This window comes from Brevundimonas sp. EU05-FHT14B11 (assembly GCF_058790835.1).
This window is the reverse complement of the sequence record NZ_JBYTCY010000002.1, coordinates 350,193-371,982: the sequence shown is the minus strand read 5'-3', so window position 1 is coordinate 371,982 and position 21,790 is coordinate 350,193. Positions and strand designations below refer to the sequence as shown.

Annotated in this window: 25 protein-coding genes and 1 tRNA gene; 9 read left to right on the top strand and 17 right to left on the bottom strand. The window is 69.4% G+C overall.

Annotated elements, in window-relative coordinates:
* The 3 genes from AC3WRV_RS09235 to AC3WRV_RS09225 form a co-directional block, all read right to left on the bottom strand.
* Nucleotides 1–402, bottom strand: a complete 402-nt coding sequence (locus AC3WRV_RS09235) for a hypothetical protein (protein WP_492313018.1) — start codon at nucleotides 400–402, stop codon at nucleotides 1–3.
* Nucleotides 403–485: 83 nt separating this feature from the next.
* A complete protein-coding gene (locus tag AC3WRV_RS09230; RefSeq protein WP_492313017.1) occupies nucleotides 486–944 on the bottom strand; it encodes a hypothetical protein in 459 nt (152 codons plus the stop codon).
* 7 nt (nucleotides 945–951) lie between these two features.
* The gene (locus tag AC3WRV_RS09225; protein ID WP_492313016.1) at nucleotides 952–2,091 is read right to left on the bottom strand and encodes an isobutyryl-CoA dehydrogenase; all 1,140 of its coding nucleotides are present in this window, start codon (nucleotides 2,089–2,091) and stop codon (nucleotides 952–954) included.
* 109 nt (nucleotides 2,092–2,200) lie between these two features.
* On the opposite strand from AC3WRV_RS09225, the gene AC3WRV_RS09220 reads away from it, so the two are divergent.
* From AC3WRV_RS09220 to AC3WRV_RS09205, 4 genes are all read left to right on the top strand, one after another.
* Entirely contained in the window at nucleotides 2,201–2,980 is a 780-nt protein-coding gene (locus AC3WRV_RS09220) for a hypothetical protein (RefSeq protein WP_492313015.1), read from the top strand.
* Nucleotide 2,981: 1 nt separating this feature from the next.
* Nucleotides 2,982–3,404, top strand: a complete 423-nt coding sequence (locus AC3WRV_RS09215; protein WP_492313014.1) for a hypothetical protein — start codon at nucleotides 2,982–2,984, stop codon at nucleotides 3,402–3,404.
* 99 nt (nucleotides 3,405–3,503) lie between these two features.
* Entirely contained in the window at nucleotides 3,504–4,508 is a 1,005-nt protein-coding gene (gene hemB, locus AC3WRV_RS09210) for a porphobilinogen synthase (protein WP_291836010.1), read from the top strand.
* 95 nt (nucleotides 4,509–4,603) lie between these two features.
* A complete protein-coding gene (locus AC3WRV_RS09205; protein WP_492313013.1) occupies nucleotides 4,604–5,452 on the top strand; it encodes a carbonic anhydrase in 849 nt (282 codons plus the stop codon).
* Here the strand turns inward: AC3WRV_RS09205 and AC3WRV_RS09200 are convergent.
* Genes AC3WRV_RS09200 through AC3WRV_RS09175 form a run of 6 tightly spaced genes read right to left on the bottom strand, consistent with a single transcriptional unit; the run spans nucleotide 5,449 to nucleotide 10,565 of the window.
* Complete coding sequence (locus AC3WRV_RS09200; RefSeq protein WP_492313012.1) at nucleotides 5,449–6,525, bottom strand: alpha/beta fold hydrolase; 1,077 nt, start codon at nucleotides 6,523–6,525, stop codon at nucleotides 5,449–5,451. The genes AC3WRV_RS09205 and AC3WRV_RS09200 overlap by 4 nt on opposite strands.
* A 16-nt stretch (nucleotides 6,526–6,541) precedes the next feature.
* Complete coding sequence (locus tag AC3WRV_RS09195; protein WP_492313011.1) at nucleotides 6,542–7,345, bottom strand: MBL fold metallo-hydrolase; 804 nt, start codon at nucleotides 7,343–7,345, stop codon at nucleotides 6,542–6,544.
* The gene (locus tag AC3WRV_RS09190; RefSeq protein ID WP_492313010.1) at nucleotides 7,342–8,130 is read right to left on the bottom strand and encodes a TatD family hydrolase; all 789 of its coding nucleotides are present in this window, start codon (nucleotides 8,128–8,130) and stop codon (nucleotides 7,342–7,344) included. The genes AC3WRV_RS09195 and AC3WRV_RS09190 overlap by 4 nt, the downstream gene beginning before the upstream one ends.
* A complete protein-coding gene (locus tag AC3WRV_RS09185; protein ID WP_492313009.1) occupies nucleotides 8,127–9,107 on the bottom strand; it encodes a DNA polymerase III subunit delta' in 981 nt (326 codons plus the stop codon). Before AC3WRV_RS09185 ends, AC3WRV_RS09190 begins: the two co-directional genes overlap by 4 nt.
* Nucleotides 9,104–9,730 (bottom strand): dTMP kinase, encoded by a 627-nt coding sequence (gene tmk, locus AC3WRV_RS09180; RefSeq protein ID WP_492313008.1) that lies wholly within the window; start codon nucleotides 9,728–9,730, stop codon nucleotides 9,104–9,106. Before tmk ends, AC3WRV_RS09185 begins: the two co-directional genes overlap by 4 nt.
* A gap of 37 nt (nucleotides 9,731–9,767) precedes the next feature.
* Nucleotides 9,768–10,565, bottom strand: a complete 798-nt coding sequence (locus AC3WRV_RS09175; RefSeq protein ID WP_492313007.1) for a septal ring lytic transglycosylase RlpA family protein — start codon at nucleotides 10,563–10,565, stop codon at nucleotides 9,768–9,770.
* Nucleotides 10,566–10,662: 97 nt separating this feature from the next.
* Between AC3WRV_RS09175 and AC3WRV_RS09170 the strand changes: the two genes are divergently transcribed.
* Nucleotides 10,663–10,752, top strand: a tRNA-Ser gene (locus AC3WRV_RS09170).
* 73 nt (nucleotides 10,753–10,825) lie between these two features.
* Nucleotides 10,826–12,469: a hypothetical protein gene (locus AC3WRV_RS09165; RefSeq protein WP_492313006.1), complete on the top strand. Its 1,644-nt coding sequence runs from the start codon at nucleotides 10,826–10,828 to the stop codon at nucleotides 12,467–12,469.
* A 116-nt stretch (nucleotides 12,470–12,585) separates the two neighbouring features.
* On the opposite strand, the gene AC3WRV_RS09160 is transcribed toward AC3WRV_RS09165, so the two are convergent.
* Nucleotides 12,586–13,206, bottom strand: a complete 621-nt coding sequence (locus AC3WRV_RS09160) for a helix-turn-helix transcriptional regulator (protein WP_492313005.1) — start codon at nucleotides 13,204–13,206, stop codon at nucleotides 12,586–12,588.
* A 368-nt stretch (nucleotides 13,207–13,574) separates the two neighbouring features.
* Between AC3WRV_RS09160 and AC3WRV_RS09155 the strand changes: the two genes are divergently transcribed.
* The 3 genes from AC3WRV_RS09155 to AC3WRV_RS09145 all read left to right on the top strand — a co-directional run bounded on the left by AC3WRV_RS09155 (nucleotide 13,575) and on the right by AC3WRV_RS09145 (nucleotide 17,331).
* Nucleotides 13,575–14,234, top strand: coding sequence for a DUF305 domain-containing protein (locus AC3WRV_RS09155; protein WP_492313004.1), 660 nt, complete (start codon nucleotides 13,575–13,577; stop codon nucleotides 14,232–14,234).
* 40 nt (nucleotides 14,235–14,274) lie between these two features.
* Nucleotides 14,275–16,125 carry an LVIVD repeat-containing protein gene (locus AC3WRV_RS09150; protein ID WP_492313003.1) on the top strand — a complete coding sequence of 617 codons (1,851 nt, stop codon included), beginning with the start codon at nucleotides 14,275–14,277 and terminating at the stop codon, nucleotides 16,123–16,125.
* Between the two features lie 102 nt (nucleotides 16,126–16,227).
* Nucleotides 16,228–17,331 carry a DUF2855 family protein gene (locus AC3WRV_RS09145; protein WP_492313002.1) on the top strand — a complete coding sequence of 368 codons (1,104 nt, stop codon included), beginning with the start codon at nucleotides 16,228–16,230 and terminating at the stop codon, nucleotides 17,329–17,331.
* 9 nt (nucleotides 17,332–17,340) lie between these two features.
* Here the strand turns inward: AC3WRV_RS09145 and AC3WRV_RS09140 are convergent, their stop codons facing one another.
* The 7 genes from AC3WRV_RS09140 to gspG are packed head-to-tail and all read right to left on the bottom strand — an operon-like array spanning nucleotide 17,341 to nucleotide 21,778.
* On the bottom strand, nucleotides 17,341–17,838 hold the full coding sequence (locus AC3WRV_RS09140; protein ID WP_492313001.1) for a type II secretion system protein M: 498 nt from the start codon (nucleotides 17,836–17,838) through the stop codon (nucleotides 17,341–17,343).
* The gene (gene gspL, locus AC3WRV_RS09135; protein WP_492313000.1) at nucleotides 17,835–18,938 is read right to left on the bottom strand and encodes a type II secretion system protein GspL; all 1,104 of its coding nucleotides are present in this window, start codon (nucleotides 18,936–18,938) and stop codon (nucleotides 17,835–17,837) included. The genes AC3WRV_RS09140 and gspL overlap by 4 nt, the downstream gene beginning before the upstream one ends.
* Nucleotides 18,935–19,918, bottom strand: a complete 984-nt coding sequence (gspK, locus tag AC3WRV_RS09130) for a type II secretion system minor pseudopilin GspK (RefSeq protein WP_291833807.1) — start codon at nucleotides 19,916–19,918, stop codon at nucleotides 18,935–18,937. Before gspK ends, gspL begins: the two co-directional genes overlap by 4 nt.
* A complete protein-coding gene (gene gspJ, locus AC3WRV_RS09125) occupies nucleotides 19,915–20,502 on the bottom strand; it encodes a type II secretion system minor pseudopilin GspJ (protein WP_291833810.1) in 588 nt (195 codons plus the stop codon). The genes gspK and gspJ overlap by 4 nt, the downstream gene beginning before the upstream one ends.
* Complete coding sequence (gene gspI, locus AC3WRV_RS09120) at nucleotides 20,499–20,855, bottom strand: type II secretion system minor pseudopilin GspI (RefSeq protein ID WP_492312999.1); 357 nt, start codon at nucleotides 20,853–20,855, stop codon at nucleotides 20,499–20,501. Before gspI ends, gspJ begins: the two co-directional genes overlap by 4 nt.
* The gene (locus tag AC3WRV_RS09115; protein WP_291833816.1) at nucleotides 20,848–21,315 is read right to left on the bottom strand and encodes a GspH/FimT family pseudopilin; all 468 of its coding nucleotides are present in this window, start codon (nucleotides 21,313–21,315) and stop codon (nucleotides 20,848–20,850) included. The genes gspI and AC3WRV_RS09115 overlap by 8 nt, the downstream gene beginning before the upstream one ends.
* On the bottom strand, nucleotides 21,284–21,778 hold the full coding sequence (gene gspG, locus AC3WRV_RS09110) for a type II secretion system major pseudopilin GspG (protein ID WP_492312998.1): 495 nt from the start codon (nucleotides 21,776–21,778) through the stop codon (nucleotides 21,284–21,286). The genes AC3WRV_RS09115 and gspG overlap by 32 nt, the downstream gene beginning before the upstream one ends.
* Nucleotides 21,779–21,790 lie beyond the last annotated feature (12 nt).

Genomic DNA, 21,790 nt, shown 5'->3' with positions numbered 1-21,790 from the left:
TTAGTCGGCTGTGACCGCGCCGTCCACCGGGCTGTCCGCGGGCCAGTCCGGGCGGGGGCACGGCGTCGGGCTCGGCCTGGCGGTCGGCGGGCAGACCCAGACGTCCAGGCTGAAGGTGTCGCCGGGCCGGACGCCGGGATCCGCCAGCCGGGCGCCGGCCATCGCGCGCAGCAGGCGGCCGCCCAGCCGCGTCCCCTCGGGCAGACGGCGCTCGACCTCGCAGTCGACGGGGCGGCCGCCCTCCGCGACCCCGCACTTCAGCCGAACCATGGGCACGCCCCGCTCCCCGTCGGGATAGGAGACGTGAGGCGGGGTGGAGAAGGTGACGGCGCTCCAGTGCCGAGGCTCGGCCGGCGGCTCCTGCAGTCCCATCAGCGACGCCAGCAACAGAACGCTCAACATGACCTGCCCCCTCGCCCCGGTTTCCTGGAACCGGCGAAGCTGGGCACGGGTCGAGGCGCTTGGTCAACTCGGTTCGCTCGAGATCATGCACTTTCCGGAGCAGTCTGACCGAGATGGTCCAGCAGACGGGTCAGCGTGAGAGCGCCGTCTATGCGCGAGGGGTGAAAGCGAGCCACCTCGGCGCCGCCTGCCCGAATGATGATCGGGCCTCCCTCCCTGGATATCGAGTATCGGATGTCCGTTGTGGAGACCTCGAACCGGCGCGTGCTGAAGTTCCGCACGGTCAGGGTCCTTCCGTCGAATTCCACAGCGGGCTTACGCAGGATCGTCAGCCAGACTCGGGGCAGCCTCCACAGCATCACGACCACGACAAGCGCGCAGAGAGCGTAGACGAACCACAGGCCCGGCGGCGCTTTCAGGGCCTGATAGTAGGTCGTCGGAAGAGTTTCGTAGTTCCACAACCCCACGACCATCACGGCCATGACGACAAAGTCCCTGAGGACAATAAGGGGGCGGTAGTAAACTCTCGTCGTCTCGCCCATCACCGGACTACTGCCGCATCATCTCACGCGCCGTGATCACGCGCATGATCTCGTTGGTGCCTTCAAGGATGCGGTGGACGCGCAGGTCGCGGACGATGCGCTCCAGCGGATAGTCCTTCAGATAGCCGTAGCCGCCGTGCAGCTGCAGCGCCTCGTCGGCGATCTGGAAGCAGGCGTCGGTGGTGAACCGCTTGGCCATGGCGCACCACTTGGTCTTCTCGGGGTGGCCGGTGTCGACGGCCCAGGCGCCCCGCAGCACCATGAGGCGGCAGGCGTCCAGCTGGGTGGCCATGTCGGCGAGCTTGAACTGGGTGTTCTGGAACTCGGCTAGGGCCTTGCCGAACTGCTTGCGGGTCGAGACGTAGTCCTGGGCCGTTTCCAGGGCCAGACGGGCGCCGCCCAGCGAGCAGGCGGCGATGTTCAGGCGGCCGCCGTCCAGACCCATCATGGCGTAGCGGAAGCCGTCGCCTTCCTTGCCCAGCAGGTTGGCCGCCGGGATGCGGCAGTCGTCGAAGCTGACGATGGCGGTGGGCTGGGAGTTCCAGCCCATCTTCTTCTCCTGCGCGCCGAACGACAGGCCCGGCGTGCCCAGGTCAACGACGAAGGCCGAGATGCCCTTGGCGCCCGGCTCGCCGGTGCGGGCCATGACGACATAGACGTCCGAGGTCCCGGCGCCGGAGATGAAGGCCTTGGAGCCGTTCAGTACATAGTGGTCGCCGTCGCGGACGGCCGTGGTGCGCATGGCCGCGGCGTCGGAGCCGGAGCCCGGCTCGGTCAGGCAGTAGCTGGCGATCTTCTCCATCGTCACCAGCGACGGGACGTAGCGGGCGCGCAGATCGGCTGAGCCGAAGCTGTCGATCATCCAGGTCGCCATGTTGTGGATCGAGATGAAGGCGGCGGTGGAGACGTCGCCGCGCGACAGCTCCTCGAAGATCAGCGCCGCCTCGACGCGACCCAGGGCCATGCCGCCGTGCTCCTCGCCCGTATAGATGCCGCAGAAGCCCATCTCGGCCGCGTGGCGCATGACGTCGACCGGGAAGGTCTTGGTCTCGTCCCACTCGGCGCTGTGCGGGGCCAGCTCGGCCTCGGCGAAGGCGCGGGCGGCGTCCTGGATGGCGCGCTGGTCGTCGGTAAGGGCGAAGTCCATGGGCAGTGTTTCCTCGAGTCTTTCGCGGGCTTCTAGCACTCCCCTCTCCCGATGGGAGGGGTTGGCGTCTTGAACGCCCCAACGGCAGAGTTCACGTTGAAGCGAGGCTTTGACACCGGGCGTTGACATCTCGACATGGGTCGATCAACTTAAAGTTTCTTCTTCACAATCTGAGGTTGCAATGACTGATCCATTTGAACTGCCAGATTGGATTGTGAAGGGCCAGCGCGCGCGTGCGCAGTCTCCATTTGCCGCTCTAAGCTGGCCTACCAGAGGCAACATCATGCCTGAAGAGCCGCTGGAGACGAGCGAAGGGGATCCCAACACCGGCGGCGCGCCCCTCAGCGACGAAACGTTGCAGTGCGCGGATCCTGACAGCCGACGGGAATGGAACAAGGATGCGAAAGCAGTCGAAGCAGTGGCCAAGTTTGTCGAGGCCGCTCGGGATCGTTTTGGCGAAACGAACTTCCTCAATCGCGAGTACGGCGCGCTTCTGTGTGAGATGAGCGGCGGTTCAATCGAATTGGGACCGATCATCGCCGGGCCATTCGTCGGCCCCCCAATCGGCGGCCAAGGAACGGTCGATATTCCACCGTCGGGGTGTGGAGCTGGAACGCCCGTAGGGTTTGTGCACACACACATGTCAGGCAACCCCAGACCCTCTCCAGGCGATATGGGTTATCTGGAGCGGCTGGTGAGCGAGGCGAATGCCAATCCGGCAAGACTGAGCGCCTACGTTATCGGCACGTATTCGCGAGGCACCGGCCAAGAAGGAGAGAATCGCGTGTCTGTAGCCCCCCTTTCTGATAAAGAGAAAGTTGAGGATCCGAACTATGAGCCGGCATGGGTCAACCCAGATGCGAAGCCTTGTCCGGCAAACGAACTCTGAGATGGGTCGCATAGTCTTCTACACCGCACTGTTATCGGCCCTGATCGCGGGACCGGCGGCGGCCCAGAATCTGGAGCCCGCCGGCCGGGAGGGGCGAACCTTGTTCGCAATCGATCTTGGGAACACCTCCCGGACCGACGCGGGGCAGGTTCAAACCGTCCTCTATGAGGTCGCCGACCGCCCAACGCGCCAGCGACGGTACGCCCTGCTTGCAGCGACCTACGACTGTGAAGCCCGGTCACGGTCTGTGCATATCCGCGAGGAATTCAGCGGCTTCCGTGATCCGGTGAAGACGGTCTATCGACCGCCCTTGGCGACATCGGCTTCGCAGAGCCCGGCGGTCGCCGCGCAACTCCGCATCGTTTGCGGCGATCCCCGACCGCGGGGAACGATGGACCTGACGACCTTCCTCCGGATGCGTTGATCCCTCGCATCGCAACCCCGCCAGCCTCCTATCGACCGGCGGGCGACCGAGGCGCTCCGCCACCTTCTCCCGCCGGAAGAAGGGGTCTATGGAGCCGCCATGACCCAGCCCTTCCCGCCCGCCGCCTTCCCCTACGCCCGCCCGCGCCGCCTGCGTTCCAGCCCATGGGTGCGCCGGCTGGTGGCCGAGACCACGCTGACGCCCGCCGACCTGGTCTGGCCGCTGATCGTGCATGACGGCAAGGAGGACCGGGTTCCGGTGGCGTCGATGCCGGGCGTGTCGCGCCTGTCGCCCAAGGCGGCGGCCGAGGCCGCCAAGGAAGCCCGCGACCTGGGCATTCCGCTGGTGGCGCTGTTCCCCAATGTCGACGGGGCGATCAAGGACGGCGTCGGGACCGGGGCGACCGATCCGGACGGGCTGATCCCCGACTGCATCAAGGCCATCAAGGACGCCGCGCCCGAGATCGGCGTCATGACCGACGTGGCGCTGGACTGTTACACCGACCACGGCCACGACGGGGTGGTCGAGGGCGACCGGATCGTCAACGACGCGTCGCTGGAGCGGCTGGCCGAACAGGCCTTCATCCACGCCCACGCCGGGGCCGACATCGTCGCCCCCTCGGACATGATGGACGGCCGGGTGCAGGCGATCCGCGAGGCGCTGGAGGCCAACGGTTATCAGGACACGCTGATCCTGAGCTATGCGGCCAAATACGCCTCGGCCTTCTATGGCCCGTACCGCGACGCCGTCGGCTCGGCCAAGCAGCTGCGCGGCGACAAGAAGACCTATCAGATGGACTACGCCAACACCGAGGAGGCCCTGCGCGAGGTGGCGATGGACATCGCCGAGGGCGCCGACGCGGTGATGGTCAAGCCGGGCATGCTGTACCTCGACATCGTGCGGCGCGTGTCCGAGACCTTCCACCTGCCGACCTTCGCCTACCAGGTGTCCGGCGAGTATTCGATGATGCGCGCCTCCATGGCCAACGGCTGGCTGGACGAGGACCGGGCGATTCTGGAAAGCCTGCACGCCTTCAAGCGCGCGGGCGCCGCCGGGGTGCTGAGCTATTTCGCCCCGCAGGCCGCGCGGCTGCTGGGGGCCTGAAACTTCATCAAAGCTTCACCTGAAGCCGATTGACGGCAGAGACCCGCGTTCTCCAGAAAGGTTAACGGGGTGGTCGCGATTTCGGGGGACGGGCGATGGGCTTTCTGTGGTTCGGTCGCAAGAAGACGCCTGCGCGGATTTCGCCCGCGGCGGAGTCCGTCGTCGAGACCCCCGCGGACGAAACGCCGGCGATCGAGGCCCACGCCGCCGTCGCGGAGGAAGTCCACGCGCCGCATCCCGAGCCCGAACCTGAACTCCCGCCGACGCCCGCCGAGGCGCTGGACCTGCTGAAGGCCGGCAACGCCGCCTTCCTGAGCGGCGACACCCGGCTGGGCCACGTGACCGCCCAGGACCTGGACGCGCTGCAGGGCGGCCAGCATCCGATCGCCACCATCGTGGGCTGCGCCGACAGCCGGACGCCGCCGACCATCCTGTTCAACCAGGGCCTGGGCCGGCTGTTCATCATCCGGGTGGCCGGGAACACCGTGGACCGGCGCGGGCTGGCGTCCATCGTCTATGCGGTGAAGCACCTGCACTGCCCGCTGGTGGTGGTGATGGGCCATACCGGCTGCGGCGCCGTGGCCGCCGCCGAGGCGGTGGTCGACGGCCGCGCCGAGCTGGATCCGTCGCTGGAGGAGATGATCGTGCCGATCCTGCCGGCGGTGCTGTCGGCCCGGAAGATCGGCGGGCCCGACCAGGCGCGGCGGGCGGTCGAGGAGAACGCCCGCCGCGTGGTGGCCCGGCTGCTGACCGCCGACACCGCCCTGGCCGAGGCTGTCCGTACCGGCCAGATCATGGTGGTGGCCGCCGTGAAGGACATGGCCACCGGCCGGGTCGACTTCCTGGACGAGGCGCCGCCGGCGTCAGAGCCCGAGGCCCAGGCCGCGGCCGACGACGGGCATGCGGACTCTCATGAGCACGCGCACGCCCACGCGCACGCCTAGCGGCGTTCCGAGCGGGCCAGGAGGTCGATCAGGTCCTGCTTCCAGAAGCGCGCCCAGGTGTGCGTCCCGTGACCCTTGCCCTCGGGGCTGTTGGGGATCAGGCGGTAGACGCCGCGGCGCAGACGCGGCGCGAACCGCTCGGACAGGCCCAGCTCCGGCGGGTTGATGAAGTCGTCGGCCGAGTTGATCCAGGTCACCGGGACGGTGATGGCCTCCAGGTTGGCGGACGGATCGTAGTCCCATGAGGCGTTGACCTGGTACCAGAGGTCGTTGGCGTCCAGCGGCGCGAGGCGGCGGGCGATCTGGCCCTGCAGCCATGCGTCGGCGGCGGCCCGGGTCGGGAGCTGATCCTGCAGCGGAACGGGCGCGCCGCCCGCCAGGATCAGCAGGTCGACGGCCGTCCGCAGCCCCTGCTCGGGCTGGCTCTGGTAGTCGCCGCCCCGCCAGGCGGGATCGGCGCGGATGGCGTCCTGCAGCATGGCGCGCCACAGGCGGTTGCGGCCGACGATGGCCGTCGGCTGGCAGGCCAGCGGCATCAGGGCGTCGGCGAAGCCGGGATGCGTCTCGCCCCAGATGAAGGCGTGCATACAGCCCATCGAGGTGCCGAGGATCAGCCGCAGGTGATCGACGCCGAGGCCGTCGACCAGCAGGCGACGCTGGGCCTCGACCATGTCGGCGTAGCCGTACTCGGGGAAGCGGGCGCGCAGGCCGTCGGACGGCTTGGACGAGGCGCCGTGGCCCAGGTTGTCGGGCATGATGACGTAGTAGCGGGTCACGTCGAGCGGCTGGCCGGGGCCGAACAGCTCCGTCGCGAACGGGGGCGACAGGAACTGGGCGCCCGTGCCGCCGGTGCCGTGCAGCAGCAGGACGGCGTTGGCGATCTTGCCGTCCGCGCCGCGCTGGGGCTGGCCCAGCGTGCGGTAGTGGATCTTCAGCTCCGGCAGGGTCTGGCCGGCGACGGCGAAACCGGCGGCGGTGAAGTCGCCCTCGGCGGGGGTGAACGTCTGGGCCAGGGCCGGAGACGACAGGGCCAGCGCCAAGGCGCCGCAGAGGGCCGGAAGAAGCCGTTTCATCGTCTCGGACTCCAGATCAAAGGGACAGGCGGGTGCTCCAGCCGTCGTAGGCGACTTCGACGTTTGGCGGAACAACAGCCGACAAGACATTGTAATCCAGATCGATATGCAGGTTCGTCAGCACCGCGCGCTTGACGCCGGACCGGGCGATCCAGTCCAGCGTCTTGTCGACATGGGCGTGGGTGGGATGGGCGGTCCAGCGCAGGGCGTCGATGATCCAGAGGTCGCAGCCGGCCACCGCCTCGATCGCCGCCTCATCCAGATCCGACACGTCGCTGGAATAGGCGACGGGCCCGCAGCGATAGCCGACCGAGCGGATCGGGCCATGGGCCTGGTCGAAGGTGACGACCGGAACCTCGCCGCCCGGCCCCGGCACGGCCCAGGGCGCGCCGTGCGGGGGGATGTCATGCGGGTCGAGGATCGCCGGATAACCCTCGACACTTTCAAAGATATAATGAAACCGCCCCTCCAGCGCCGCGCGCGTGGCGGCGTCCATGAAGGCCGGGATGCGCCGCCGGGCGCGCATGGCGAAGACGCGCAGGTCGTCGATGCCGTGGGTCTGGTCGGCGTGGTCGTGGGTGTAGAGGACGGCGTCGACGGACTTCACCTGGGCCGCCAGCATCTGGGCGCGCAGGTCAGGCGAGGTGTCGATCAGGACGCTGGTGATCCCCTCCGAGCCGTGGCGGCGGATCAGGGCCGAGCAGCGGGTGCGGCGGTTCCGGGGCTCGGCCGGGTCGCAGGCGCCCCAGTCGCCGTCGCCGCGCGGCACGCCCCCGGAGGAGCCGCTGCCCAGGATGACGACCTCCAGCGCGTCCATCATGCCCCCTGGGGTCTCGGAATGCGGTCGAACAGGGCGAAGAAGGCGTCCGTGGTGCGCGCCTCGGCCTCGGCGCGGGACCAGCCCCGGATCTCGGCCAGCTTGTCCAGCACATGGCCGACATAGGCCGGCTCGTTGCGGCGGCCCCGATGCGGGATGGGAGCCAGGTAAGGGCAGTCGGTCTCGACGATGATCCGGTCGGCGGGCATGACGGCGATGATGTCGCGCACGTCCTGCGCCGCCCGGAAGGTGGCGATGCCGGAAACCGAGAACCACGCCCCGAGTTTCGCCGCTTTTTCCGCCAGTTCTGGGCCACTAGTGTAGCAGTGCATGAGGAATTTGAACGGCGCCCTGGCCTGTTCCTCCTCAAGGATGGCGGCCATGACGTCGTCGGCCTCGCGGGTGTGGACCACCAGCGGCAGGCCGGTCAGGCGCGACGCCTCGATATGCTGGCGGAAGACGGCGGCCTGCACGTCGCGCGGGCTGAGGTCATAGTGGAAGTCCAGCCCGCACTCGCCGATGCCGATCACGCGCGGACGGCCGGCCAGCTCGGCCAGCTGGGCGGCGGTCAGATCGGCGTGATCCTTGGCCTCGTGCGGGTGGGCGCCGACGGTGCACCAGATGTCGTCGTGGGCCATGGCCAGCCCATGGGTGGCCTCGAAGGTCGACAGCTTGTCCGAAATCTCGACCATCAGCCCGACCCCGGCCTCGCGGGCGCGGGCGATGACCGCGTCGCGGTCCTCGTCGAACTGGGGGGCGTGCAGGTTGACGTGGCTGTCGATGATCATCCGCGCGCGGCCTTGGTGCGTTGCAGGTCGGCCAGGGCCCCGGCCAGGACGTCGCCGCGATCCAGGTTGATGGCGGCGGTGCGGTCCGGCAGTTCGGACAGGCGGGTCCACAGCTCGGCCCATTTGGCGCCGGACGCCCCCTCCTCCAGCGCGCGGACCTTCACGGCGGCGATCAGGCGGTCCATCAGCGTCTCGAACCGCTCCTGCCCCTCCGTACCCCGAAACTTGTCCGCCAGGGACAGGGCCTCGGCGCGGTCGATCTGGTCGGCGGCGACCCAGGCCTGGGCGATCTGGTCGGCCTCCAGCGTCGCGCCGGAGGCCAGGGCCAGGGCCTGACCGGGCGAGCCGCCGGCCATGGCGGCGATGCGCGCGGCCTCGGCGGACGGCACGCCGGTGCGGTCGCGGACCAATTCCTCCAGCGCATGCTGGGGCCAGACCGGGAAGGCCAGCCGGCGGCAGCGCGAGCGGATGGTGGCCAGCAGGCGGCCGGGCGCATGGGTGACGAGGAACAGCACGCCCCGCTCGGGCGGTTCCTCAAGAACCTTCAGCAAGGCGTTGGCGGCGTTCAGGTTCAGGTCGTCGGCGGCGTCGATGATGGCGACGCGGTAGTGGGCCTGGGACGGGCTCTTGGAGAAGAACTCCGGCAGGTCGCGGGCCTGGTCGACCGAGATGGACTTCTTGGTCTTGCCGCCCTCGACGGCGCGCTCCAGCACCAGCAGGTCGGGATGGGACTGGGCCGCGATCTGGCGCGACACCGGGTCGTAGGGGTCGGCGCCCAGAGGCCCGCGCGACGGGTCGGGCGCGGCGCCCAGCAGGCGGCGGGCCGCGCGGTAGGCGAAGGTGGCCTTGCCCGAGCCCTCGACCCCGCACAGCAGCCAGGCGTGGTGCAGGCGGCCCCGCGCCTGGGCGTCGATGAAGGCGGCCTCGGCGGCGGCGTCCGGGATCAGGTCGAAACGGTCCCGCGGATGCTCGCTCACAGCAGCCGGCCCTCGACGGCGGCCCAGACCCGGGCGGCGACCGTCTCCTCGTCGCCGACGGCGTCGATGATCACGCAGCGGTCGGCTTTCTCCTCGGCGATCTCGAGGAAGCGCCGGCGCAGCCGCTCGTGGAACTCAAGCCCCTTGGATTCGAACCGGGTCTCGAACAGGCCGCGGCCGAAGGCCCGCTCCAGCCCGACCTCGACCGGCAGGTCGAAGATCAGGGTCAGGTCCGGCTGGGTCGCGCCGACGATGGCGGCGTCCAGGGTCTCGATGAATTCGGCGGGCGCGCCGCCGCCGGCGCCCTGATAGGCGCGGCTGGAATCGGCGAAGCGGTCGCAGACGACCCAGCGTCCCGCGTCGAGCGCAGGGCGGATGGTCTTCTCCAGATGGTCGCAGCGGGCGGCGAACATCAGCATCGTCTCGGTCAGGGGCGACCAGCGGCCCGCGTCGCCGTTCAGGGCGATGTTGCGGATCTCCTCGGCGCCTTCCGAGCCGCCCGGCTCACGGGTCTTCATGACGTCGATGTCGAGCGCGCGCAGCCGCTCGAGCAGCCGGCCGACCTGCGTCGACTTGCCGGCGCCTTCGCCGCCTTCGAATGTAATGAATCTGCCGTAGGTCACCGGCGCACAATGGCGGCGCCGGCTTGGGGCGCAAGCTTTACTGGGCCGATATCAACAGGGCGTCGGCGTAGCCGCGCGCGACCACGGCCTGACGGGCGTGCTCGGCGGCGTTCGGATCGGGCCAGGGGCCGACGAGGACGCGGTACAGGGCCGAATCGCCCTGCCCCGCCACATCGACGGTGGCGCGGTCGCCCAGACGGTCGGCGGCCCGGCGAGCCGCGCGGCGGTCCTCGAAGGACCCGGCCTGGATCCAGTAGCGGCCGGTCTCGGCGGCGAGCTGGGGCCGCGGCGGCGCGGGGGCCGGGGCGACCGCGGCGGCGTACTGCATCGGCTGGGCCGAGCCGAGGCGCGGCGCGGGGCCCAGGTAGCGCACCCGCACCTCGCCCACGCCCCGCTGCAGCATGCCCAGGGCGTCGGCGGCGCCGCGCGACAGGTCGATGATGCGGCCGTCGACGAAGGGCCCCCGGTCGTTGACCCGCACCACGACGCTGCGCCCGTTGGCCAGGTTGGTGACCTCGACCAGGCCGGGCAGCGGCAGGGTCTTGTGGGCGGCGCTCAGGGCGTACATGTCGAAGCGCTCGCCGGTCGCGGTCGGACGGCCGTTGAACTGGTCGCCGTACCAGGAGGCCATGCCGGTCTCGTCATAGTTCGGCTGCTCGGCCGGGCGGTACCAGCGGCCGCGGACCTGATAGGGCCGCATGGTCCCGGACACGATCGGCGCCGGATCGGCGACCACGGGAATGCGCCCGCCGCCGGGCCGCGCCGCCGTGGCGCAGGCCGCCATCAGCGGCAGCAGCGCGACGATACATGCGCCCTTGAGAAATCTTGCCGTCATCGCCCCGATCCTTGAGACGGCCTTCATGCCCCGCAGACATTTCCGCTTTGGTTAACGGGAGATTTGAGGGTATGCGGCGTCTCCGCTCGCGGGACACGGACAGGTGGCCGAGTGGTTTAAGGCAGCGGTCTTGAAAACCGCCGTAGGTGTGAGCCTACCGTGGGTTCGAATCCCACCCTGTCCGCCAGCGCCCTTGGTTGATAAATCACATCACCATCCAAGTGCGCGCTGATGTCGTTGAATGTGAGCAACCCCTAGTCATGCTTCCAGAAAGCAGTAAGCGCCCCGACGCGCGGCTCGACAAGCTCGCGGAACGCGTGATTGAGGACCTCTGCTTCGAACTTGGCGGAACGTGTCACCGGGTAGAAGACGATCAACACGGCTGGGATCTCATGGTGGAGTTTCCAGCGCGGAAGGTTGACGGATCTCCTGATCAACAGCCGGCCATTCGTCGCTGTTTGATCCAGGTGAAATCCACCCGAAGCGGTCAGCCGCGTACCGCGGTCAAACTTTCCAATGGGGTTAAGTTTGCAAAGGACACGCTCCCCTGTTTCGTCGCGCTGGTGAGCTATCCGGCGCGCGGCGCCAAGCCCGACGCCATTTACCTTCGCCATTTCTGGACCCCTTTGATCGCACAAGCGCTTTCCGCCGCGCGCCAGGCGGGCCTGAGGCACCAGCAACTCAATCGGCTCAGGATGCCGATCAAGTTTGAGAAGTCGGATCGAAAGGACGAGCTGACCGCCGAGGCCGTGATCGCGGCGATCGACGAGATTGGCGCTCGATACGGCGAGCAGAAGCGAAAAATCTCGGAGGGCGTCGGTTACGAGGCTGGCGGGGGAGAAGCCACTTTTGAGCTTGGCGCAAACTTGGGCATGCCAGATTTCAAAGACCTCTTGCTGGGCTTGAAGGACAGCATCGCCATCGAGAATTTGAGGTTTGTCGACAAGCGCTTTGGCTTCGCCGCGCCACCGGTATTCAAAGGCGCCGGACTCCTTTCTCTGGTTCACGAGCGACCCAAATGCGTGGTGTCCTTGGAACACCGGCGATCCGGCGAGGAGCTCTCGTGGCCAGGTCGAATCTATTCGGACTATCTGGCCGGAGAGAATCCTAAACATGGCCGCGTGCGTGCAGCCGCAGGTCCCATGCAAGTTCTCATCAGGTCTGCCGGAACAACCACCGTCACCTGGAAGCAAGCCATGGATGAGCCCCTCACGCTTGAAGACTTGAGGCGGTCAGCCGAGGCGCGCAGCTGGCTCTCCACAGACGAGGAGGTGGATGTCTCCGTCTGGTCTGAGGGACGCAGGGTGACGGTTGATCGTCTGGATTTCGAGAAACGGAAGGAACTTGAAACATGGCGGGAGTTGGCGACCGCCGTACGGGCCTTGTGCGCGATCGCTCCACCCGAACGGCGGCCAGCAGAACTCCTGATCTCGCTCGATGATGTGTTCAAGCGGCTCGCCTCGCTAACTCAGTTCGCAAGCTGGCTTGGACCTGAACCCTGCACGATCCGAGCCGTAGGTGAGCTTGATTGGCGCGAAGAGATGGAGTCAGCGACCCACCTCATCCTGCCGTGGATGCTCCGAATGGGCGACTTCGTCTTCGTCGCCATATTCGAGCGAAAAGTACTGGAGGCGCGACGACAAGGGGGACAGGCCGATTATCAAACTGCGGAGGGTCGCCTCCTGAGGGGGGTTATTGCTCACGCGAAGGATGATGCTCACGCCATCGCCCGTGCCGAGATCGACTGGGCTCGACGTCGAGCAGTAGAGCCGGGCAAGGCGCTGCTGAGTTACGAACCCGATAGTGACGATAGCGGAACCATTGTCCTCACCACCGATAGCGGCGACCTCGTTGCCCTCGATATTGCCGAAGCTCCAAAGCAAGACGTTGGCGCAAACGATTAGAAACAAACCGGTCACGCCCGCCCCGTCCGTGACTAGAGCGGCACCGTGGCGATTGCGCTGCACAGCGGGCCGCCAAGTCTTGCGCCGTAGCCCTTGCGGCCGCGCCGCCTGATCCGTCAGCCGATGCGGAAGGGCGAGATCAGGGCGAAGAGGCGTTCGCGGCTGTTGATCGACAGCTTGCCGTACAGGCTGCGGATATGGGTCCGTACGGTCTCGACCGAGACCCCCAGCCCCTCGGCCGCCTCATCGGCCGCCGACCCCTCGAGGATGCGTTTGGCGACCTCGACCTCGGCGCGGGTGAGCCGGAAGGCCTCGCCGAAATTGGTCCAGACATAGCGCTGGGCCGGCTCGGTCGAGAACAGGTTGATCGCGATGGCCCGGGCGCCGTCCTCGGCGCGAAGGACATGGGCGCGCACGATCGTCGGCGCCCCGGACCCGGACTTGATGATCCAGGCCTCGCTGGTTTCGCCCAGCCTTTCGAAGAAGCCGCGCAGGGCCGCGGCCTGCACCTTGTCGGCGGCGGTCAGGACGCCGTCCCGGACGACAAAGGGCTCGCCGGCCGCGAAGACCGCCGCGGCGAGACTGTTCGCCCAGATCAGCTTCTGGTCGAGCGAGACGAGGGCCAGGGGCGCGGAATGGCTTTCCGCCCAGGCGGACAGATAACGCTCCGGCGCGGTCTTTTCGTTGATCGTCTCCGGGTCGTCGGCGACCGGGGGGCAAACGCATTCGGCAATCATTGTCCCCTCGGGCTTGCGCCCCCTCCTCGCGATACGCCTCCATGGGGGCCGAGACGCGGCCGACCCTGGAGTTAATGGAGCGCTCAACCTGGAGCATCCCCAAAAATGACTGTTAGTTCGAATGGCCGGGACCGCGCCACGCCCACCCGTCCCAGAATGGCGCACCGGCGTCCCAGCGCCCGGACGAAAGGCCGCAGCGGCGGCCTCTTCCGCCTCCGACTGGAACCCACCCCGTCACTCGATCCGGCGCCGGATCATCCGATGATGGACGCTTTGTCACGGAAGACCGGCCTTTGCCGCTTGCGTCGGTTCGATCCCGGACCCTAGTCTGGCCTTCGGTCGGAGGGGCGACCGGGGGAGACGTAGGCGTGTTGCTTGTTGCCGGACTGATCGCCGTCGCCCTGTCCTGCGCGCCGCAGACCGTGCCCATCTTCCAGCCCGGCGCGCCCGGCGCGCCGTCCCGGGTGATCACCGCCGGCGAGGCGCTGGAGCTGGCCCGCACCAGCTTCACCGAAAACGACGTCGGCTTCATGCAGCACATGATCGTCCACCACGCCCAGGCGGTGGAAATGGTCGGCCTGCTGGAGACGCGCGGCGCGAACCCGCGCGTGAAGCTGCTGGGCCGCCGCATCGCCCTGTCGCAGGAGGCCGAGATGGCCCTGATGCGCGACTGGCTGACCGAGCGGGGACAATCGACCGACATGCCGGACATGCACGCCGGACACGGCGGCATGGATCACTCCGCCCACATGGGTCACGCCATGCCCGCGTCCGAGACGCCGCTGATGACCGGCATGCTTTCGCCCGCACAGATGCAGCGGCTCGCGGCGGCGCAGGGCGCCGATTTCGACCGCCTGTTCCTGACCGGCATGATCCAGCACCACCAGGGCGCGCTGGACATGGTCGCCGAGCTGCTCGAGCACCCGAACGCCGCCCAGGACACGATGCTGTCGGACTTCACCACCTCGGTCGTCGCGGACCAGTCGACCGAAATCCTGCGCATGCAGTCCCTGCTCTCCGATCTCTGAACCTCGAAACCCAATCCCTTCCCTCTTGGAAAGACCGGCCATGAACGTTCGCAGCACCTTGCTTACCTCCGCCGCCGCCCTGGCCGTCCTGCTGGGCGCGACCGCCGTGTCGGCGCAGCAGGCCTCAGGCCCCGGCCAGACCCAGACCATCACCGCCGATGTCCGCAGCGCGCTGACGCCGGGCCTGAATGACGCCGGCCAGTCAGCGTCCGGAATGGTTCTGGAGCACACGATCGGCAAGCCGCCGGGGTTCGTCGATCCGGACATCGGCTTCTCGCCGCCGACCAGCCGGGCCGAGGGCGAGGCCCTGATGGCCCGGGCCCACGCCAATCCCAACTTCAGCGTGCTGGGCATGGCCAACACGGACCTGGCCGTCTCAAACGGCAAGCTGTTCGTCGGCAACTTCAACGGCTTCAACGCCTATGACATCTCCACCCCCGGCGCGGAGCCGCGGCTGGTGATGTCGGTGGTCTGCCCGGGCGGCCAGGGCGACGTCTCGGTGCACGGCAACCTGCTGTTCATGTCGGTCGAGGAAGGCCGCGGCCGCCTGGACTGCGGTCCCGCGACCACGACGGACGAAATCAGCCCCGAGCGTTTCCGCGGCGTGCGCATCTTCGACATCAGCGACCTGAACGCGCCGCGCCAGATCGCCGCCGTCCAGACCTGCCGCGGTTCGCACACCCATACGCTGGTGCCGCACCCGACCGACGCCAATGTGCTGTACGTCTACGGCCAGGGCACCTCGAGCGTTCGCAAGACCGGCGAACTGGCGATGTGCACCGACGGAGAGCCTGACGCGAACCCCGAAACGGCCCTGTTCTCGATCGATGTGATCAAGGTCGATCTGAGCCATCCGCAGGACGCCGCCGTGGTCAACCGGCCGCGCATCTTCGCCGACGGAACGACGGGCCGCGTGGCGGGCCTGTGGCGCGGCGGCCGGGCCGGCGTCGCCAGCCAGAACACCGCCCAGACCAACCAGTGCCACGACATCACCGTCTATCCGGAGATCGGCCTGGCGGGCGGCGCCTGCAGCGGCAACGGCATCCTGCTGGACATCGCCGATCCGGAGCACCCGACGCGGGTGTCGGACATCTTCGATCCGGACATGGCCTACTGGCACTCGGCGACCTTCAACAACGCCGGCGACAAGGTGGTCTTCACCGACGAGTGGGGCGGCGGGATCGGTGCGCGCTGCCGGGCCGAGGATCCGGCGACCTGGGGCGCCAACATGATCGCCACGATCGAGAACCGCACCCTGACCGGCAAGAGCTTCCACAAGCTGCCCTCGGCGCAGGGCGCGACCGAGAACTGCGTGGCCCACAACGGCAACATCATCCCGGTTCCGGGCCGCGACCTGATGGTGCAGGCCTGGTACCAGGGCGGCGTCTCGATCATGGACTTCACCGACCCGACCAAACCCGTCGAGATCGCCCACTTCGACCGGGGTCCGATCAGCGCCGAGCGTCTGTACGTCGGCGGTTCATGGTCGGCCTACTGGCTGAACGGCCGCATCTACTCCAGCGAGATCGCGCGCGGCCTGGACGTCCTGCGTCTGGTTCCGAGCGACACGCTGTCGGCGGCCGAGATCGCGGCGGCCGAGGCCATCACGGCCGCGGAGATCAATCCGCAGCTGCAGACCCGCATCACCTGGAGCGACACCCCCGACGTGGCCCAGTCCTATCTGGACCAGCTGACGCGCGGAAACGGGATCGAGGCCGACCTGGCCGGCCGCGCCGGCACGGCGATCACGGGCTGGCGCGGAGGATCCGTCGACAAGCGGGCCGCCGGCCGGTTGGTCGCCCCCCTGCGCGCCGCCGCCGAAAAGGCGACCGGGGCCGGCAAGGCGCGCCTGACCGCCCTGGCGGACCTGTTCGGGCGCGTGTCGGCCTGACGAACGGACGGGGCGGCGCGCCTGACGGGCCGCCCCGATCCTTCTCCTGCGTCAACCGGCGTTCCTGATAGGCTGGCGCAACAGCCAGACAGGAGAGACGCCGTGTCCGACGCAAACCAACGCCTGATGACCCGCAAGGCCGACGTCGGTGACACGCTGAAGGCGGCGATCCCGGATCACGGCCCGCTGGCCGAGGGCGAGGCGGTGCTGGCGCCGGACCGGTTCTCGCTGACCACCAACAACATCACCTACGCCGCCTATGGCGACGCCATCGGCTACTGGAAGGTCTTCCCGACAGGCCGCGACGACTACGGCATGATGCCGGTCTGGGGCTTCGCCGACGTGACACAGTCGCGGGCCGAAGGGGTCGAGGTCGGGGCGCGGGTGTTCGGCTACTTCCCCATGGCCGATGCCCTGGTGGTGCAGGCCGAGAAGATCACCCGCGGCGGCTTCGCCGACGCCTCGCCGTGGCGCAAGGCGGTGCCGGACATCTACAACCGCTATGTCCTGTGCGCGGCGGACCGCCACTATGATCCCGCGCTGGAGAACAGCGAGGCCCTGTTCCGGCCCCTGTTCATCACCTCCTATACGGCGGTCGATTTCCTGCGCGACAATGGCTTCTTCGGCGCCAAACGGATCGTGGTGTCCAGCGCGTCGAGCAAGACGGCCTACGGCTCGGCCTGGTGTTTGAAAGACGACGATGTCGAGGTGATCGCCCTGACCGGCGCGCGCAATCGGGCCTTCGTCGAAGGGTTGGGCGCCTATGACGCCGTCCACGGCTACGATGATGTCGAGGCGCTGCCGACCGACGCGCCGACCCTGTATCTGGATCTGGCGGGCGACCCGGCGCTGCGGCGGCGGGTGCACGCCCACTTCGGCGAGCGCCTGACCTACGACTGCCTGGTCGGCTCGACCCAGAGCGACAACTTCACCGGCGCCGATCCGGAGCTGAGGGGGCCGAAGCCGGTCTTCTTCTTCGCCGCCACCTGTCTGGATCAGCACCGCGAGCGCGGCACGCTGCACGCCTTCTACGAGCGCTTCCTGGCCGACCAGAAGACCTTCTTCGAACGGGTCGTCGATCCGGCCTCGCCATGGATCCGCATCGTCGAGCACCAGGGTCTGGACGCGGCGGCGGGCATGGTGCGCGCCCTGGCGGACGGCGCGTCCGATCCGGCCGAAGGGGCCGTCGTCCGCATCGCGCGCTGACGCGCCGCTTCAGCCGGCGGGCGCGCAGCCCCCCTGCCCCAGCGCCCCATCGATGTTCAGGGTGGCGTCGGCGTTCTCCATGACGCCGAGGCTGCAGACCTTGATCCCGTGGTCCGCCTCCAGCGCGGCCAGCCAGGCGAAGGTCTCTCGGCCCGGCGCCTGCGACATCTGGATGCCCAGACCGCCGCCCCGCGCCATGGTGGTGACCACCGTCAGGCCCGCGGTCTCGGCGGTGCGTCGCACCAGCGGCTCAAGGCCCTCGGTCGAGACGACGGCGGGCGCTGTCTCCGGGGCGACGATGCGAAGGCCGCTGCGGACCTCGGCCAGGGTCTGCTCGGCCTCGAAGCGGCGGTCGGCGGCGCCGGCCTGCCAGGCCTGCACCGGGCGCACGACCAGGAGCCAGACCAGCACGGCGGCGACGAGCACGGCCATGACCGCCAGCAGACGGCGTTCGCGCGCCGTGCGGCCGTCCCACCAGCCATGGGCGCGGGCGAGAAGAGCGGTCATCGGGCGGCTCCGATCGTGATGTCGCTGACCACGCGTCCGGCGTCGTCCTCGGTTCCGGTCTCGGTGACGGTCAGGCCCGAGGCGCGCATGGCGCTGTCGATCAGCTTCACATCGCCATAGTCGGGATGGGTGACGCTGGCCTTCATCCCGTCCTCGGGATCGACCACCAGCATGTCCAGCTCGGCGTCCGGCACGCCCTCGACGGCGGTGAACAGGGCGGCGGTGGCGGCCATGACGCCGCCGGGCGGCGGCGCGGCGCGGACCCGTCCACGCAGGGCGGCGACGGGGTCCGGCGTGCGGGCCAGTTCGGGATCGACGCGGGCGATCTCGGCGCGGGCCTGATCGTCGGCGCGGGCGGCGGCCATCTCGTCGCGGCCGGCTCCGGCGATCATCAGCACCAGGGGCGAGACAACGACCGCGGCGGCCAGGGCGGCGGCGCGGTTCCAGCCCCGGCGGCTCTCGGCCTTCTCGCGGACACGGGCGGGCGTCAGGTCGATCGGCGGGTTGAGCCCGGCCTGCACCAGCGCCCGCTCGACCGAGGCGGGATCGTCGACGGGCTCCACCGACCGGCCATGCGCGACCAGATCGACCAGATCGGGCTGGACCGAGGCGGCGAAACGGCGGCCGCGGAGCGCGATCGAGGTTCCGAAGGCGACGGCGGTCAGGCTGTCGTCGGACGGCTCGGTCAGGGTGAGGACATCGGGGACCAGCACGTCGGCGCGCACGCCGAGCCCGGCCAGATAGTCGGTCCAGGCGTCCAGCAGGGACAGGCCGACCACGGCGGCCAGCCGCGGCTCGCCCGCCGCCGGGACCGGTCCGAGGGCGACCGACAGCCGGTCCGGCGCGACGGCCAGATCGTCCTTCAGCGCCCACAGGGCCGCCGTCCGCTGCTGGGCCGCGCTGCCCGGCGGCAGGTCAAGCCAGCGGACCAGCACATCGGCGCCCGGCGCGACGGCGACGGTGCGCATCGGCTCGGGCCGCTCGACCGCGTCCATGGCCAGCTGCCCGCGCTCAAGAACATAGCCGCCCGCCCCGATGATCAGGTAGGGCGCGGGATCGCCCGCCAGCGCGGGGATCAGGATCAGGCGTGTGGGCTTCATTCTTCGGGGGTCCAGCGCTGGATGACGGTGCGGACGGCGCCGTCGGGACGGGCCTCCAGCAGGGCGGTGCGGACGGCGCGGACGCCGGCGTAGTCGACGTCCACCCGCAGGCGGAAGAAGCGGGTCAGAACCGTGGCCTGGGCCCGGGTCTCGTCGTCGGGCGTGAAGCCCTGCAGTTCGGACTGGCTCCAGAAGGCCTCGCTGCTGCCCCAGCCGTCGCGGGGGCGGCGGGCGATCACGGCGCGGGCGCGTTCGGGCCCGACCACGCCGGCGGTCAGCATGGTGATGAGGGGCGCCTGGGCGGGCGTCAGGGTGTTGACGTTGAGCGGCGAGAGCTGGCTGGTCGGCAGGGCGCAGACATAGGGGCGCAGGCGGCGGTAGGCGTCGGCGTCCACCCCCTTCACGGCGCGCAGCTCGCTGACCTCGGCCAGCATGACCCCGGCGGTGCGGTAGGGACTGGCGAGGCCCGCATAGGCCCCGTCCTCGGCGCCCAGCGGCAGGGCCTGATTGTCGGCGTCCAGCCAGTCGGTCAAGGCGTCGGCGATGGCGCGCATGCGGCTGTCGGGCACGCCCACGGCCCGGCCCAGCGCCCGGAACTGCGTCGCGCCCAGCGGCCGGGCGACCAGATCCTCGCCCACGCCCAGCACCACGCTGTTCAGGTTGAAGCAGGCCTGTCCGTCGGTGACCGTGGCGCTGATGGCGCCGTTGTCGACCGGGAAGTCGAGGCGGCGGCCGTTCCACTCGGGCTGCAGCGGCGTGCGGGACGGATTGATCTGGATCAGCCGCTTGATGCGGTTGCGCGCCAGCAGCTCGGCGCCCGAGGCCAGCCACTGCGCCTGCCCGCCGATCTCGGCGTTGGTGGCGCGGCGCACTGAGAAGCGCACGTCGTCCAGCAGGGCCACGGCCACGACCGACATCACCGCCACCAACAGCAGGACGGTCAGCAGGGCCATGCCCTCGCGGTCGGCGCGGCGCCTCATCGGCCGCCTCCGACCAGGAACAGTTGCTCGACCGGTCCATAGCCGTCCAGCGTCATGGTGATGCGCACCGCGTCGGGCAGCGGCCGGTCGAGGGTCGAGGTGAAGGCGGGCGCCGCCTCCCCGTCCCGGAGGAAGGCCACGGTCACGTCGCGCACGCCCCGGTACAGCACCTGGGGCGGTCCCGGCCGGGCGCCGTCCAGCTGACCGGCGACCCGGCGTTCGAGGCGGTTGTCCACCAGCCGGTACTCGACCCGCTGCAACGAAGGCCGCGCCTGTTCGCCGGGATTGCTCCAGCCTGAGCGCGTCAGGGTCAGGACGGGATCGGCCGGGCTCATGGGCCCGGTCATGGCCTGGGGCGCCGGGCGGCCGCTGGGGCCGCGCGCACGGCGGGCGGTGGCCTGACCCAGGTCGGCGCGCAGCAGGCTGCGCATGCGTTGCAGGTCGCCGACACGGTCGCTCTGGGCCTTCACGGCGAAGCGGTTGTCGATGGTGACGCCCAGCACCGCCGCCCCCGCCGCCGCCAGCATGGCGAAGATCAGCAGCGAGACCAGCACCTCGACCAGGGTGAAGCCGGACCGGTTCACGGCGCCCGCCTGCGGAACAGGGTGCGGTCGGCGGCCTGGCCTTCCTCGTCGCGAACGTGGACATCGATGCGCAGCAGGTCGGGGTCGGCAGTCGCGGTCACGGCCCGGCTCCACGCCCAGCGGCGACCGCCCAGGTCGGACTGGCCGGAGCTCTCCCCTTCGCCGAGCGCCGGCGAAACGGCGGCCTCGACGGCGACATTCTCGGCCACCATGCCGCCGAGGGTCCGCACCTCGACCCGCTGGGCCGAGCGGGTGCTCTCGCCCGACAGATTGAGCAGGGCCATGGCGGCCAGGCTGAACACCGCCAGCGCCACCAGCATCTCGATCAGGGTGAAGCCGTCGCGCTCAGCCATCGATGCGCACCTCGCCCGCCCCGTCCACGGCGATGCGGCGGCTGCGCCCGTCGCGGGCCAGCGTCAGGGTCGCCGGATCGGCCACGCCGGAGGGATCGAACACCACCCGCACGGGGGTGTCGGACGGCGACACGGTCGAGCCTTCGGTCCAGGTCTCCGGTCCGAACGGGCCGTCGGCCAGCGGCGTCCACTCCGCGCCGTCGAAGGTCGAGAAGGCGTAGCCGCGCGCCGTCGCCTCGACGGCCACGGGGCGGTTGCCGAGGATGGCCTCCTCCCGCGCGCGGACCAGCCGGGCGGCGAAACGCTCGGCCTCCGCCGCAACGGCGGGCTTGGGATTGGGCACAGACAGAACGACAGCCCCGGCGGCCAAGCCGATGATGGCGACGACCATCAAGAGCTCGACGAGCGTGAAGCCGGAACGGCTGCGCCTAGACTCTCCAGTTGCCGAGGTCGGCGTCATTGCCCTCGCCCCCTTCGCGACCGTCGGCGCCGAACGACCAGACATCGAACTGGCCGCCATGCTGGCTGGGACGACGGAACTGGTAGTCATTGCCCCACGGATCCTTGGGCAGGCGACGGACGTAGCCGCCCTCGCGGTAGCGTTCCGGATTGGTCAGGCCGGCGGGGGCGGTCGCCAGGGCCTGCAGCGAATCCGGGAAGGCCAGGTTGTCGAGACGGTAGGTCTCGATGGCTTGCTCCAGCGTCGCGATGTCGGCCCTGGCCTTGCCGACCATGGCCTTGTCCTGGCTGGGCAGGACGTTGATCGCGACCACGGTCGCCAGCAGGCCGATGATCACGATGACCACCATCAGCTCGACGAGCGTGAAGCCCGCTCTCCTTTTGGCGCTAACGCGTCGCGCGCGGCGCGACGCTGCTTGAGCGCGAAGGCGGTGTTGAGCGGTTTTCTTTTCAGATTCAGTCATCTCACAACTCAT